At 71.7% G+C, this 14,778-nt stretch carries 14 protein-coding genes; 9 read left to right on the forward strand and 5 right to left on the reverse strand.

The window, feature by feature from the left end:
- Window positions 1-30: 30 nt before the first annotated feature.
- A complete protein-coding gene (locus HH310_RS45605; RefSeq protein ID WP_169179809.1) occupies window positions 31-1,491 on the reverse strand; it encodes a GGDEF domain-containing protein in 1,461 nt (486 codons plus the stop codon).
- 158 nt (window positions 1,492-1,649) lie between these two features.
- On the opposite strand from HH310_RS45605, the gene HH310_RS33925 reads away from it, so the two are divergent.
- Together HH310_RS33925 and HH310_RS45045 are read left to right on the forward strand one after the other, a co-directional pair.
- Entirely contained in the window at window positions 1,650-2,060 is a 411-nt protein-coding gene (locus HH310_RS33925) for an Hsp20/alpha crystallin family protein (RefSeq protein ID WP_169179810.1), read from the forward strand.
- Between the two features lie 141 nt (window positions 2,061-2,201).
- Window positions 2,202-3,161, forward strand: a complete 960-nt coding sequence (locus HH310_RS45045) for a discoidin domain-containing protein (protein WP_169179811.1) — start codon at window positions 2,202-2,204, stop codon at window positions 3,159-3,161.
- A gap of 30 nt (window positions 3,162-3,191) precedes the next feature.
- Here HH310_RS45045 and HH310_RS33935 read toward each other — a convergent pair whose 3' ends face one another.
- A complete protein-coding gene (locus HH310_RS33935; RefSeq protein ID WP_211192951.1) occupies window positions 3,192-3,827 on the reverse strand; it encodes an HNH endonuclease family protein in 636 nt (211 codons plus the stop codon).
- Between the two features lie 94 nt (window positions 3,828-3,921).
- Window positions 3,922-5,022, reverse strand: coding sequence for a PLP-dependent aminotransferase family protein (locus HH310_RS33940; RefSeq protein WP_169179813.1), 1,101 nt, complete (start codon window positions 5,020-5,022; stop codon window positions 3,922-3,924).
- A 53-nt stretch (window positions 5,023-5,075) separates the two neighbouring features.
- Here HH310_RS33940 and HH310_RS33945 point away from each other — a divergent pair, with 53 nt between their 5' ends.
- On the forward strand, window positions 5,076-6,020 hold the full coding sequence (locus HH310_RS33945; protein ID WP_169179814.1) for an NAD(P)-dependent oxidoreductase: 945 nt from the start codon (window positions 5,076-5,078) through the stop codon (window positions 6,018-6,020).
- A gap of 22 nt (window positions 6,021-6,042) precedes the next feature.
- The gene (locus tag HH310_RS33950; protein WP_169179815.1) at window positions 6,043-6,486 is read left to right on the forward strand and encodes an SRPBCC family protein; all 444 of its coding nucleotides are present in this window, start codon (window positions 6,043-6,045) and stop codon (window positions 6,484-6,486) included.
- Here the strand turns inward: HH310_RS33950 and HH310_RS33955 are convergent.
- Complete coding sequence (locus HH310_RS33955; protein WP_169179816.1) at window positions 6,483-9,860, reverse strand: bifunctional proline dehydrogenase/L-glutamate gamma-semialdehyde dehydrogenase; 3,378 nt, start codon at window positions 9,858-9,860, stop codon at window positions 6,483-6,485. The genes HH310_RS33950 and HH310_RS33955 overlap by 4 nt on opposite strands.
- 81 nt (window positions 9,861-9,941) lie before the next feature.
- Here HH310_RS33955 and HH310_RS33960 point away from each other — a divergent pair, with 81 nt between their 5' ends.
- The 5 genes from HH310_RS33960 (at window position 9,942) to HH310_RS33980 (ending at window position 13,547) form a co-directional block, all read left to right on the forward strand.
- Window positions 9,942-10,847: a LysR family transcriptional regulator gene (locus HH310_RS33960; RefSeq protein WP_169179817.1), complete on the forward strand. Its 906-nt coding sequence runs from the start codon at window positions 9,942-9,944 to the stop codon at window positions 10,845-10,847.
- Between the two features lie 84 nt (window positions 10,848-10,931).
- Window positions 10,932-11,717 (forward strand): SAM-dependent methyltransferase, encoded by a 786-nt coding sequence (locus HH310_RS33965; RefSeq protein ID WP_312034510.1) that lies wholly within the window; start codon window positions 10,932-10,934, stop codon window positions 11,715-11,717.
- Window positions 11,718-11,749: 32 nt separating this feature from the next.
- A complete protein-coding gene (locus HH310_RS33970; protein WP_169179819.1) occupies window positions 11,750-12,001 on the forward strand; it encodes a hypothetical protein in 252 nt (83 codons plus the stop codon).
- A gap of 56 nt (window positions 12,002-12,057) precedes the next feature.
- Window positions 12,058-12,813: an LLM class flavin-dependent oxidoreductase gene (locus tag HH310_RS33975; RefSeq protein ID WP_169179820.1), complete on the forward strand. Its 756-nt coding sequence runs from the start codon at window positions 12,058-12,060 to the stop codon at window positions 12,811-12,813.
- Complete coding sequence (locus HH310_RS33980) at window positions 12,735-13,547, forward strand: aminoglycoside phosphotransferase family protein (RefSeq protein ID WP_211192952.1); 813 nt, start codon at window positions 12,735-12,737, stop codon at window positions 13,545-13,547. Before HH310_RS33975 ends, HH310_RS33980 begins: the two co-directional genes overlap by 79 nt.
- On the opposite strand, the gene HH310_RS33985 is transcribed toward HH310_RS33980, so the two are convergent.
- On the reverse strand, window positions 13,541-13,837 hold the full coding sequence (locus tag HH310_RS33985; RefSeq protein WP_169179821.1) for a hypothetical protein: 297 nt from the start codon (window positions 13,835-13,837) through the stop codon (window positions 13,541-13,543). The genes HH310_RS33980 and HH310_RS33985 overlap by 7 nt on opposite strands.
- Between the last annotated feature and the right edge of the window lie 941 nt (window positions 13,838-14,778).

Consider the following 14,778-nt stretch of genomic DNA (forward strand, 5'->3'; position numbering starts at 1 on the left):
GAAGGGATCGATAGGGGTAATCCCGCCGCCTCAGACGGGGACCGGGGCCTCGGCCGACGCCACCCGGTCGCGCCCCGCGCCCTTCGCCGCGTACAGCGCCCGGTCCGCCGCCAGCACCAGCTCATCCGTGTCGGCGGAGATCGACGGCATGCCCGACAGACCCACCGAGATGGTGATCTGGTGCAGGCGGTCCTCGCCGATCGCGATCGGGGCCATCGCCACGCCGCGGCGGACCCGCTCGGCGACCTCGCGCGCGGTACCCGGGGAGGCGCCGGGGAGCAGGATCGCGAACTCCTCGCCGCCGTAGCGGGCGACGAGGTCGCCGGGGCGGACCAGGCCGCCCAGCCGGTGGGCGACCTCGACCAGGACGCGGTCGCCGGCGTTGTGGCCGTACGTGTCGTTGACCGCCTTGAAGTGGTCGATGTCGAGCAGCAGCATGCTCAGCTCGGTTCCGGTCCGCACGGCGCGTACCGACTCGGCGTGCAGGGCTTGCTCGAAGAAGCGGCGGCTGCGCAGGCCGGTCAGGCCGTCGGTGATGGCGGCGTGCCGCTGCGCCCGGACCAGCCCGGCCATCCGGCCCAGCACCAGCAGGAAGAGCAGGTTGCAGACCAGGCCGGCGACCAGCACGTGCGGGTCGACGCCGCGCAGGTACTGCACGACCATGACGGTGGGGGCGATGACGGCGGCGATGGCCAGCACGGTCAGCCGGCCGGCCGAGGCGTCGGGCGTGGCCGTCGACGAGGGCGCGACCAACTGGCGGATCGAAGGGTGCAGCACCGCGGCGGCGAGCGTGAAGGTGGCCGACATCCAGATCGCGTCGAGGAAGTTGCCGGCCGCGTACGAGCCGCTGAGCACGGTGACGCTGTAGACGGTGTCGGCGACCAGCTTGACCGCGAGGTAGATGCCGATCATGCGCAGGGCGGTGCTGCGGGGTCCGGCGCCGAGCATCAGGCGGGCGCCCACCATGATCAGCATGAGGTCGCCGATCGGGTAGCACACCGAGACGAGGCGGGCCAGGTGGGTGGCGTCGACCTGCATGGTCGGGGCGATCACGAACGCGAAGATGATGTAGCTGGCGCTGACCGCGACGATGGCCGCGTCGATGGCGCTGGCCGCGTCCCAGCCCGGCGTGCGACGGCGTACGACAAGAAGTAAGGAAAGTGCCGTAAGTGGATATGTCGAGACATATCCGATGTCGGCAATGCTCGGGTACACGACCGGCCCGCCGATGTGCGAAAGCACGTAGAACGACACGTCGGCGTAGATGCCGGCACACCCGGACGCGGCGAGGATGAACAGCATCGGGCGCATCGTCGGGTGCCGCCGGGCCGTGACGAGGCAGCCGGCCACCAGGACGCCGTTGGGTGCCCAGTACAACGCCGCGGCGGAGGACGGGCCGACCTGGAGCGCCCCGAAGTAGGACGCGATCATCACGGCGCCGGCCACGAGGGTGACATGCCACACCCGTACGGCGGCCAAGGCTCTGCTCACCCTCCCCAGAGTCACCGTTGCGGGTTGTCGGATAACGGGATCGATGGGTGCAAAATGGGTGCAAAAAGTTGAGTCGCAATGACTCAACTTTGGGGAATGCCGGCCCGGGTGCGCGCGTTCCTACCAGCACGGAAACAGTTACGAAGGTGGGGGACATCATGAGCAGGTCTTTGCGTCCGGTCGGCCCGTGGCGGGAGTTCGACGAGCTGCACGCTCGTCTCGACCAGGTCCTCGGCCCGTGGGGTCAGAACGTCCGGACCGGCGCGTGGCGCCCGCTCGCGGACGTGACCGAGGCGGACGACGCGTACGTCGTCGAGCTCGAGGTCCCCGGCGTCAAGGCGGACGACATCACCGTCGAGACCACCGGCCGGGTGCTGGTCGTCGCGGGGCAGACCGAGGAGACCGAGCGGCGTAACCGCCGGACCGGCCGCTTCGAGTACCGCGCCAGCCTGCCGGCGAACACCGACCCGGACGGCATCACCGCCGAGCTGGCCGACGGCATCCTGCAGGTCCGGGTGCCGAAGGGCGACCGGGACAAGGCCCGCCGGGTCGAGATCACCAGCAAGTAAGCGGCACCTGAACGCATAGATACGGCCCCATCGCCATTCCGGCGGTGGGGCCGTGATGTTGCTCCCCTTGTGCATCACTTTGCGTGACGATGCGCCAAAATACCTCGGGCGCAGCGGCAAACACGAAGGGCGTGAACGCGGGTGACGGACAACGGCGACGGCACGGAGGACAAGGATGAGGGCAGGCCGCCTTCGCGAGCGGACAGCATCCGCTTGCCCGCCGTCCCGCCACGGCCGCGCAAATGGCCGGTCGGACCCGCCGACGAGTTCCCCAGCTTCGGTGCGGAGACCAGACAGATCAACGCCGATCCGCTCTTAGATTCGACCACCCAGGCGCAAACCGTCGGGCCACCTCGCAACAAGGGCAGGCGCAAGCTGCTCACCGGACTCGCCGCGCTGCTCGTGGCCCTGGTCGCCGCCGGCGTCGTGATCTGGCAATGGCCCTCCGGCGGCACCGGCCCGATCCAGGAGGCAGCCGCCACGACCGGAGACGCCGCCCCGGCTTCACCCGGCCCCGGCACGGTCGGCGAGACCACCGGCACGGCCGGCTCCCCGGTCAAAGCCCCGGGCGATCGGAGCACCACGGGCGGCTCCCCGAGCGCGTCCGCGACCACGAGCGCGCCGGCCACCGCCACCAGCTCGCCCGCCGGCTCCACCCCGTCGGCGACCGCGCCCACCAAGGCTGCCGTGACCGGCAAATCCAACCCGTCCGGCGCCGACCTGGCCCTCAACGGCACCGCCACCGCGTCCTCGATCGAGCCCGGCACCGACTGGACCGCCGGGATGGCCGCCGACGGCGACAGCGTCAACTCCCGGTGGTCCAGCGCCTACTCCGACCCGCAGTGGTGGCAGGTCGACCTCAAGCAGGCCTACCAGCTCACCACGGTGACGCTGGTCTGGGAACGCGCGCACGCCACCTCGTACCGGGTGGAGGCCTCCACCGACGGCTCGGCCTGGAAGACGATCTACTCGACCACCGCGGGCCTGGAAGGCACGACGTCGGTTTCGGCGAAGGGGACCGTGGCCCGCTACGTGCGGGTGACCGGCACGAAGCGCTTCAACCAGTACGGCTATTCGCTGTACGAGGTAATCGTCAAATGAAGCGACGTCGCACCGGCCACCCGAACCCGATCAGCAGTACGAGTTCAGCATGCCGGTCAGTGCCGTCTTCTCCGCCGACTGGAGCTTGAGACCCCAGTACGCCTTCACGTGGATCCACGCCTTCGCGTAGGTGCACCGGTACGCCGTGCGCGACGGCTGCCAGGTCGACGGGTCCTGGTCGCCCTTCGACTGGTTCACGTTGTCGGTGACCGCGATCAGCTGCGGCCGGGTCAGGTCGTTCGCGAACTGCTGCCGCTTCGCCGTGGTCCACGCGCTCGCGCCGGACTTCCACGCCTCGGCCAGCGGGACCATGTGGTCGATGTCCACGTCGGAGGCCGCGGTCCAGGTCGCGCCGTCGTACGGCGAGTACCACGAACCCGAGGTCGCGGCGCAGGACGAGTTGGTGACCACGCCGCTGCCGTCGCGCTTGAGGACGGTCTCGCGGGTGTCGCAGGCACCGCTCTGGGTGATCCAGTGCGGGAACAGGTCGCGGGAGTAACCGCTGGTGGACCCCTCGGCGGCGACGGTGAGCCCGGCCAGCTCACTCTTCGCGGTGGCCAGGGACGGGACGTTGGGCAGGGCGGCGTCGGCCGGGGCGGCGACGATCAGGCCGGCGGCGAGGACACCGGCGAGGACGAGCGAAAGACGTCGCAGGGTGCGGCGCATGGACAGGCTCCCTCGAGGATCGCGATGGGGGACGGACTCCCTCATATTGATCCGGGTAAGTGTCCATTAGCGCCGGTTCTGCCTTAACTTCCCCTTAAGGACGTACGGCCGCTGTCAGCCTTTCGGCGGCCCGTCGCAGGTCGGCGGGCGAGAGATGCGAGAAGCTCAGCCGTACGCGGGTGGTTCCGCTCGTGCCGTCGGCGTAGAAGCGGGTGCCCGGCACGAACGACACGCCCCGCGCCTCGGCAGCCGGGAGGAGGCCGGCGGGCATCGGCAGCCAGAGGAACCAGCCGCCGGCCGGCGCGCTCACGCCCAGTGCCCCCGCGAGGGCGTCGCGTTGCGCACGGTACTGGCCGCGGACGAACGCCAGGTGATCGTCGTACCAGCCGGCGTCACCGAACGCGGCCATCTGCATCGCCACCGAGTGATTGACCCCGCCGCCGCTGTCCACATAGCCCAGCGCGGCCAGCGCGCCGATCACGGCCGGATCCGCGTTGATCCACCCCAGCCGCAGGCCCGGCGCCACGGTCTTGGCGAACGACCCCAGCCGTACGACCGGAGCACCGCCGGCCAACCGCCACAGCGACGCCGGCGCCGTCCCGTCGTAGCACAGCTCCCGGTAGGTGTCGTCCTCGACGATCGTCAGCGACTCCGCCCGGGCGACCGAGATCAGCTCGGCGCGCCGCGCGTCCGGCAGCGAAAGGCCGGTCGGGTTGCCGAACGTGGGCACCAGATACAGCATGGGCACCCGGTGACCGGATGCTCGCAGCGTACGCAAGCGGGTGGTCAATGATGCCGGGTCGAGGCCCTCGGGAGCCGCCGCCACCGACACGCCCCGATCGGCGAGGATGCGAAACGCCAGGTGATACGTGGGGGAGTCGACCAGCACGGTGTCGCCGGGCGCGGCCAGCACCTGGGTGACCAGCGCCAGCCCGTGCGACGCGCCCCCGGTCACGAACGTCTGCTCCGGCGCGGTGCCACCGCCCTCGAGCCGGTTCAGGTGCGCGCTCAGCCACTCCAGCAGCGGGGCTGGTCCGGTGGCGTACCCGTAGGTCAGTGCCTGCCCGCCGAAGTGGCGGGCCGCCCGCGTCGCCGCCCGCGCCCACGTCTCGACCGGCAGCAACTCGGGACGCGGATGACCCCAGCCCAGATCGAGGATCCCGGGCCGCGGCTGGAACTGGATGACCGGACGCATCCCCTCATGCTGCCCGCCGCGCGCCACCGGGCCCGGATGGCAGAGTGACCGCCATGAAGATTCTGCTGCCGGACAGCGTCGACCTCGCCGCCCTCAAGTTACCGCCCGAGGCGACCGGCGTGTTCTACGACATCCACCAGAGCGTTCCGGACTCCGACATCGACGCGGACGCGCTGGTCGTCTGGGGCAACCCGGGCCGGCAGTTACGCGACGCGGCGGCCCGGCTGGCCAAGCTGCGCTGGGTGCAGACCCTCGCGGCCGGTCCGGACATGGTGCTCGCCGCCGGATTCGGTCCGGACGTCGTGATCACCTCCGGCGCCGGCCTGCACGACCTGACCGTCGCCGAGCACACCCTGGCGCTGGTGCTGGCCGCGGCCCGCCAGCTCCCCGAGCTGACCCGCGCCCAGATCGGGCATCGGTGGGTGGCCGAGGCGGGCGGTCTGCGCCCGGTCGACGACCCGGACCATTTCCGTACGCTTCGAGCAGCGCACGTGGTGATCTGGGGCTTCGGCGGCATCGCGGCGACCCTCGCGCCGTACCTGACGACGCTCGGCGCCCGGGTGACCGGCGTTGCACGCTCCGCGGGCACCCGGCACGGCTACCCGGTGGTGACCGCCGGCGACCTCCCGGAGCTGCTGCCCACCGCCGACGTGCTGATCAACATCCTGCCCGCGACCGCCGCGACCCGGCACGCCGTGGACGCGAAGGTGCTGGCCCTGTTGCCGCCGAAGGCCTGGTTCGTGAACGTGGGCCGCGGCGCCACCGTCGACGAGACCGCCCTGCTCGCCGCCCTGCGCTCCGGGGCCCTCGCCGGCGCGGCGCTGGACGTCTTCGACCGCGAGCCGCTGCCCGCGACCTCCGGGCTCTGGGACGAGCCGAACGTCATCATCACGCCGCACTCGGCCGGCGGCCGCCCGATCGGGGCCGCCGGCCTGATCCGCGCGAACCTGGACGCCCTGGTGGCGGGCCGGCCGTTACGCAACGTCGTCACCTCGTGAGCCGGCGTGCCACGCTTGGCACATGCCGACTTTCCGCATGCACGGCCACACCGCCGCCACGCCCGCACAGGTCGTCGCCGCGATCACCGACTTCGGCCCGGGCCGCCAGCAGATCTTCCCGAACAGCGCCGACGGCTACCTCAAGGTCCACTCGCAGGGTCCGGGCTTCGCCGACGTCACCGAGGGGTCGGCCGGCATCTGGGAGCGGCTGCGCTACGACTGGAGCGATCCGCACCGCGTCGTCATGACGACCACCGACTCGAACATCTGGGGCGGCGCGTCCAGCCACACCTACACGCTGACCCCGCAGCCGGACGGCGGCACCGACATCGACGTCGTCGTGGTGCGCGAGGGCAAGAACCTGCGCGGCCGTCTCACCGGCGTGCTGGCCGGCTCGATCGGCAAGGGCGTCATCACCAAGGGGTTCGCGAACACGGTTAAGGCGCTCGACGCGCGGGCCTCCTAGAGCACGGACGAGGCCAGCGGATCCGGGTTGCCGAAGCGGTGTGCCGTGATGCTGACCGCCTGCTCGTGCAGGAACGGCAGCAGCTCGACGCGGCCCGCCTCGGTGACCGGCCCGGCCCACACCGCGAGGTCCGGGCGGCCGCCGGTCGCCGCGGTCACGTCCGCGGCCGTGCCGCCGATCAGCCGGATCCGGCCCGCCTCGAGCCCGGCCAGCCAGGTCGCGTCGTCCTCGACCGTCACCGCGCCGATCGCCTCGCTCAGGGCAGCCGGGAGCGGCTCGGCCACCGACACGCGCATCGGTGACTCGGCCAGCAGCCCGGCCGCCACCACCCGGGCCAGCGACGCCGGGGACGCCCCGGCGGCGAGCCGCACGGTCACCGGCACCGGCAGGTAGCGCAGCACGTTGCGTTCGGCCCACAGCCCGGACACGTCGGACGGCGCGAAACGGGACTGCCAGGCGAGGGCGTCGCTGCCCGCGGCCCGGGTCACGAACTCGTCGCCGGCCGCCGCGACCAGCCGCCGCACGGCCGGGTGGGTGACCTCCGCGGTGTGGGCCGCCACGCCGGGTTCCCAGGCGCTGAGCCCGACCAGGTAGTTCGGGCCGCCCGCCTTGGTGCCGGGGCCGACCGCCGAGCGCTTCCAGCCGCCGAACGGCTGCCGCCGCACGATCGCGCCGGTGATGCCGCGGTTCACGTAGAGGTTGCCGGCCTGGATGCGGTCCAGCCACGTGCGCAGCTCGGCCGGGTCCAGCGAGTGCAGGCCCGAGGTGAGCCCGTAGTCGACCTCGTTGACGATGTCGATGGCCTCGTCCAGGGTGGACGCCGTCATCACACCCAGCACCGGCCCGAAGTACTCGATCTTGTGATACTCGGAGCCGCGCCGCACCCCGTCGCGGATGCCCGGGCTCCACAGGCGCCCGTCGTCGTCGAGCCGGCGCGGCGCGAGCAGCCAGCTCTCGCCCGGCCCGAGCTTGGTGAGCCCGTCCAGCAGTTTGCCGGTGGCCGGTTCGATGACCGGGCCCACCTGCGTACGGGCGTCCGCCGGATAGCCCACCGTGAGCGACGACGCGGCGTCCAGGAGCTGGGTGCGGAAGCGCTGCGAGCGGGCGACCGAGCCGACCAGCACCACCAGCGACGCGGCCGAGCACTTCTGCCCGGCGTGCCCGAACGCGGACGCCACCACGTCCTTCACGGCCAGGTCCAGGTCGGCGCTGGGGGTGACGATGATGGCGTTCTTGCCGCTGGTCTCGGCGAGCAGCGGCAGGTCGGCGCGGAACGAGCGGAACAGCTCGGCCGTCTCGTACGCGCCGGTCAGCACCACGCGGTCGACCAGCGGGTGCGCGACCAGTTGCCGGCCGAGCTGCTGCTCGTCGACCTGGATCAGGGTGAGCAGCCGCGGGTCCGGCAGCACCGGCCGGATGATCTCGGCGAGCAGCGCGCCGCAGCGTTCCGCGGGACCGGCCGGTTTGATCGCGACGGCGGAGCCGGCGGCCAGGGCGGCGAGCAGCGAGCCGGCCGGGATAGCCACCGGGAAGTTCCACGGCGGGGTGACCAGGGTGAGCCGGGCGGGCACCGGGGTGGCGCCGTCCACGGTGTCAAGCTCGCGGGCCGTCTCGGCGTAGAAGTGGGCGAAGTCGGCGGCCTCGGAGACCTCCGGGTCGGCCTGGTCGGCGGTCTTGCCGGTCTCGGCGGCCATCACCTCGATGAGGTCGGCGCGGCGTTCCTCGATGGCCACGCCGATCGCGTGCAGGATCGTGCTGCGTTCCGCGCCGGACAGTTTGCCCCACGCTTCGGCCGCGCTAGCCGCGCCTTCAAGCGCCGCGTCCAAGATGGACAGATCCGAAATATGGGCACGTTTTATCGTGTCGATGCCCAGTGTGGACGACGGTACCCTGGACAAAACGGACCTGACGAGGTCGCGGTTGGTCTCGACGGCCGGGTCGGTGTCTGGGGTGTTCTCGAAGTGGCCCGCGGTGGCGACCGGCACCGCCGCGAACCGGTCCGGCACCCGGTGCGGCGCGGGCACGGTGTCCGTGTGGAGCGCCTCCAGCGAGGCCAGGAACCTCTGCTGCTCGCGGGCGAACAGCTGCGGGTCGGAGTCCAGTTCGAACACCGCCGACATGAAGTTCTCGGTGCTCGCCCCCTCCTCCAGGCGCCGGATCAGGTAGGCGATCGCCACGTCGAACTGCTCGGGGCGTACCACCGGGGTGTAGAGCAGCAGACCGCCCACCTCGCGCCGGACCACCTCGGCCTGGCCCTCGGCCATGCCGAGCAGCATCTCGAACTCGATGCCGTCACGCACCCCGCGCCGGCCGGCGAGCAGCCACGCGTACGCCACGTCGAACAGGTTGTGGCCGGCCACCCCGAGCCGGACGTTGCGCACGTGCTCGGGGCGTAACGCGTACTCCAGCACGCGCTTGTAGTTGGTGTCGGTGTCCTGCTTGCTGCCCCAGGTCGCGAGCGGCCAGCCGTGCACCGTCGCCTCGACCCGTTCCATCGGCAGGTTCGCGCCCTTGACCAGGCGCACCTTGATGCCGGCGCCGCCGCGGGCCCGCCGCGCCGCCGACCACTGCTGCAGACGCGTCATCGCGGCGAGGGCGTCCGGCAGGTACGCCTGTAGCACGATGCCCGCCTCGAGCCGCTCGAACTCGGGCCGGTCCAGCAGCCGGGTGAAGACCGCGATGGTGAGGTCGAGGTCCTTGTACTCCTCCATGTCGAGGTTCACGAACTTGTGCGGGCCCTTCGCGGCCAGCGTGAACAGCGGCGTGAGCTCCTCGGCGATGTCGTCGACCGCCTCCTCGAACGCCCACGGGCTGTGCGGCGCGACCGTCGACGACACCTTGATCGACACGTAGTCGACGTCCGGGCGGGCGAGCAGCCGTTCGGTCTCGCGCAGCCGCCGGGTCGCCTCGCCGCGCCCGAGCACCGCCTCGCCGAGCAGGTTCACGTTCAGGCGTACCTGCCGCCCCTTGATCTTTTTGATGGCCCGGCCCAGCTTGGCGTCGCCGGCGTCGACGATGAGATGGCCGACCATGCGGCGCAGCACCCGGCGGGCGATCGGCACTACGACACCGGGCATGGTGGGGGCGAGCTTGCCGCCGACGCGCACCGCGGCCCGCAGCGGCGCCGGCAGGAACCGGGGCACGCCCGGCGCGAGGGCGGCCAGGGCCCGGGCGCTGACCTTCACGTCCTCCGGGCGGACGACCCCATCGACGAAGCCGACCGCGAAGCGCAGGCCGTCCGGGTCCTTCAGCACGCCGGCGAGCTGCGCGGCCGAGCCGCTGACCGGGACCTTCGCGGCCTCCTGCAGCCAGCGCCGGACCAGAGCGATCGCCTCGTGAGCGAGCTCCGTGTCGGCTTTCGTGGGGGTCGTCATGCGCACAGTGTCCGTCCGCCGTTCGTTCAGGAAAAGCGATGGTTGTTGACGAGTACTCTTCAGTTGTCCTTAACTGTTCGCATGCTCGAGATCCGCCGGCTCGTGCTTCTGCGCGAGCTCGCCATCCGAGGCACCCTCGCCGCCGTCGCCGAGGCCCTCAACTTCTCCCCGTCCGCCGTGTCCCAGCAGCTCAGCCTGCTGGAGAAAGAGACCGGCATGACGCTGCTGCGCAAGGCCGGCCGCCGCGTGCAGCTCACCCCGCAGGCGCTCGCGCTGGTCGAGTCGGTCGGCGAGGTGCTGGACACGCTGGAACGCGCCGAGACCCGCCTGCAGGCCTCCGCCACGGGTGTCAGCGGCCTGGTCCGGGTCGCGGTGTTCCAGTCGGCGGCGCTCGCCCTCATGCCGGCCACCCTGCGCGAGATGGCGAAAACCTTTCCCGATGTACGCGTCGAGATGGTCCAGCGGGAGCCCGAGGAAGCCCTGCGCGAGACCTGGGCCCGCGACTTCGACATGGTCATCGCAGAGCAGTACCCGGCACACGCCGCACCACACCATCCCGGCCTGGACCGCCGCGCCCTGATCACCGACGCGATCCGCCTGGCCCTCCCGTTCGAGTCGGCGTCGCTGCATCCGGTGGACTCGCTGGAGTCGGCGCGCGGGATGCCGTGGGTGATGGAGCCACGGGGCACCGCGTCCCGGCATTTCGCCGAGCAGTTGTGCCGTCGTACGGGGTTCGAGCCGGATGTGCGCTACGAGACGGCCGACCTGCAGGCCCACATCCGCCTGGTGGAGTCGGGGAATGCGGTGGCGCTGATCCCGGACCTGGTGTGGGCGGGCCGGGAGGCGGGCTGCCGGTTGCTGGACCTGCCCGACCTGCCGCGCCGGACGGTCTTCACGGCGCAGCGCGTCGCGGGGGCGGCGTCACCGGCGGCCCGGGCGCTGCGGGAGACGCTGGAACGCATCGCGGCCGCGCCGCAACGCCTGTAGGGGATCGTCGTATATTCACATTACTGGATGGGTTGGGTAGACTCGCGGCACATAGGATGGTCGGTGCGAAGCGGGGGCCTCTGCGTGACTAATGCCGGTATCGACACCACGCGGCCTCATGTGGCGCGGATGTATGACTTCTACCTCGGCGGCAAGGACAACTTCGCGGTCGACCGGGAGGCGGTCGCCGCGGTCGAGGCGGCGATGCCGGAAGTGCGCCGGCTCGCCGTGGAGAACCGTGCCTTCCTGCGGCGGGCCGTCCGGTTCATGGCCGGCAACGGGATCCGTCAGTTCATTGACATCGGTGCCGGCCTGCCCACCGCGGGCAACACCCACGAGGTTGCTCAGGCGGTCACGCCCGGGGCGCGCGTCGTGTACGTGGACAACGACCCGATCGTGCTCGCTCACGGGCGTGCCCTGCTCGCCGCCAACGCCGGCACCACCGTCGTCACCGCCGATCTGCGCGAGCCCGGCGAAGTCGTCGGTCACCCCGAGGTCCGCGAGTTCATCGACTTCACGCAGCCGGTCGGGGTGCTGCTGATCGCCATGACCCACTTCCTGCGCGACGACGAACGCGAGCCGGTGATGAACGTCCTGCGCGGGTCGCTGGCGCCCGGCAGCTACCTGGCCGCCACCCACGTCACCGTCGACAACCACTCCGGCGCGGCCGTCGAGGGGGTCGAGGCGGTCTATCGCAAGACGCCGACGCCCATCTTCTTCCGGCGCCACGACGAGATAGCGCGCTTCTTCGACGGCTTCGAGCTGGCGCCGCCCGGCCTCGTCACGGTGGACCGGTGGCGCCCGGATCACCAGGATCCGGCGTCCGAGCCGACCCGCTGGTTGTACGGCGGCGTCGGCAGGCTGAGCTGACTCGGCGGGAACCCCGGTCTTAACATCGACCGATGGACGTCGAGGACGTGCTCGTGGTGATCGCGCATCCGTTCGGTGACGTGGACGTCCCGCTGGCGGACTGGATCGCCAACGGCCCTGGTCCCCGCCCGCTGCTCCGACCGGTGCGCGCCTACTCCCGATCGACGGGGCGAAGTCTGCCGTTGTCGGTGATTCCGCTGCGGTACCGCAACGACGGCGAGTCGCGGCGTGCGATCGCCGACGGCCGGGTCGCCGAGCCGTGGCCGGACGGCACCGGCGCGTAAGGCCCACCTGAAATGTGTGGTGCGCGCGGCCGCCTTAGCCTGCCATACTTCCGGCCGTGCCGCAGTACGCGATAGGCCTGCCCACCGTCGGCGAGTTCGGCGACGTCAACGCCCTGTGCGCGCTTGCCGTGCGCGCCGAGGAGAGCGGCTGGGACGGCGTACACCTGTGGGATCACCTGCTGTTCCACGATCCCGCGTGGCCCGTCACCAGCTCGACCGTGGCCGCCGCGGCCATCGCGGCCGTCACCAGCCGCATCCGCATCATCCTCACCGTCGCCCTGCCGCGCCGGCAGGTCCAGGACGTCGCCCAGGACACCGCCGCGCTGGCCGCACTCTCCGGCGACCGGCTCACCCTGGTCGCCACCCTCGGTTCGATCGACCGCGAGTACGCCGATTTCGGGCTCGACGCCGACCTGCGTGCCCGGGGCCGCGGGCTGGACGCCGGCCTCACCCGCTTGACGACATTGTGGACGGAGTGGGGTCATCCGCAGATCCCGATCTGGTGCGGAGCCCTGTGGCCGCACCGCGTCGGCCTGCGCCGCGCGGCCCGCTTCGACGGCGCCATGCCCACGTTCCCCGATCAGCGCATCCGGAATGTCCCACCCGCCGACTTCGCCGCAGCCGCCGGTTTCGTGCACGGCCTGAACCCGCGGCTGCCGGACCTGGCCCTGGAAGGCGCGACCGACGCGGCGTCGGCGGCCGAGCAGATCGCCCCGTACACCGGGCTCACCTGGTGGATCGAGGCCTTGGGCTGGTGGCGCGGCGGCTTGGCGACCGCGGCCCCGCGCATCGACGCGGGCCCGCCACGGTGATCCTCGACGGCGGCGGGATGGGCGGCGCGTCGCTGGTGGGAGGGTCGGTGAGGCGTACGGCGGGGGAGTGGAGCCCGACGATCCAGCGGTTGCTGAGGCACCTGCGTGACCGGGGGATCGCGTGGGTGCCGGTGCCGTCCGGCGTCGACGCGCAGGGCCGCGACCGGGTCTCGTACCTGCCCGGCGTGGTCCCGCGGTACCCACTTCCGGACTGGGTGTGGTCGGACACCGTGCTGACCGGGGCGGCGTCGAAGCTGGCGGCCCTGCACGAGGCGAGCGCCGGTTTCGACCGCGATGCGGCCGTCTGGCGGACAGCCGCGCACGCGCCGGCCGAGGTGATCTGCCACAACGACTTCGCCCCGTACAACATGGTCTTCCAGGACGGCCGGCTCACCGGCGTGATCGACTGGGACACGGCGTCGCCGGGCCCGCGCGTGTGGGACGTGGCGTACCTGGCGTATCGGCTGGTCCCGTTGACGGACCCGGCGAACCCGGACGGTGTGCGCAACGGGGACGACAACCGAGCCCGGCGCCTGCGCCAGCTGTGCGATACGTACGGCCACGGCCTAGATCCGCCGCAGGTCCTCGCCGCGGCGGTCGCGCGCCTGCACGACCTGGCCGGCTTCACCGAGGCACGCGCCGCCGGCCGGCCGGACCTGCTCGCCCACGCGGTCCTGTATCGCCGCGACGCCGCCTGGATCGAAGCAAGGTCTGGGACACCACCTGCTCAGTAGGGCAGGGTCACGACGTTCGACGCCACCTGGCCGGTCGCGTCGGCGAAGTAGTCGTCCACCTTCGTGGTGCTCTGCCGCTGCAGCCTCGTCTCAGCCTGAGCGTTCTGACCATTGGTCAGCGCGCAGATCCGGCCCTGCCGGACATATCGGGGGTCCGCATCCTGCGGGGTCGGGACCCCGGTCGCGCTATTGCTGGGCAGCGGCCGCCGAAACGGAGCGCCCGGATTAACCGCTGAGCGCCAACTTTCGTCCGGCGTGGTCAACCGGCGCTCGCCGGCTGCAAGGCCCATGATGTGGGACCGGCGTCCGCGGTGTGGATTGGTGACCACATCGTGGCGAGGGGGTCCGCGATGGACCACATCGTGGCGGGGGGGTCCGCGATGTGGGATCTGAGTCCACTGTAGAGGCTATTTCCTCCACTCTTGAGGCTTTTGTTCGCGCGGTTTCCGTGCTGATTCGTGGACCTTGGATACTTATGGCTCGCATATGGGCGTAGGTCTCCAAGGTCTCGACGAAGTCCACCATGTGGAACTGTTCAGCTGGTTCTCGCGCTGCTCACCCTCCGATTCGTTGGCCTTGCGTGGCTGACCTGAGGGCCGTGGCTGTGGGCAGCTGGGACGTCGGCCGTGGCGGGTGCCCACACCTGCGGTGGGTCGCCACGTGTGGGGAGCCGCAGCCTTCCCGCCGTCGCGACTCCCCACACGTGGGTGGGGGTGGTCGCGGTGTGGGGAGCCGCGGCCTTCCGGCCGTCGCTATTGCCCACGCCGGGGTGGGGTGGTCGCGGTGTGGGGAGCCGCGGCCTTCCGGCCGTCGCTATTGCCCACGCCGGGGTGGGGTGGTCGCGGTGTGGGGAGCCGCGGCCTTCAAGCCGTCGCGACTGCCCACGCCGGGGTGGGGTGGTCGCGGTGTGGGGAGCCGCGGCCTTCAAGCCGTCGCGACTGCCCACGCCCGGGTGGGGTGGTCGCGGTGTGGGGAGCCACAGCGTCCCCGGCGTCGCTACTGCCCACACCCGGGTGGGGCGCCCATTGCGGGGAGCTGGGACCTGCCCGGGCCGGGCGGCGCCGCCTCGCACGGGGACTCCCGTGCCGACGGAACCAGCTGAACAGTTACACCATGTGGTACGGATCGCCGCATAGTGGGATCGGGGACGAGGCTTGCAGCCACCGGAGACTAGTTGGTGCCGTGCCGTGCCGTGCCGTGCCGTGCCGTGCCGTGCCGTGCCGTGCCGTGC

It is taken from the genome of Actinoplanes sp. TBRC 11911, from assembly GCF_012933445.1.
In the GTDB taxonomy this organism is placed as follows: Bacteria; Actinomycetota; Actinomycetes; order Mycobacteriales; family Micromonosporaceae; genus Actinoplanes.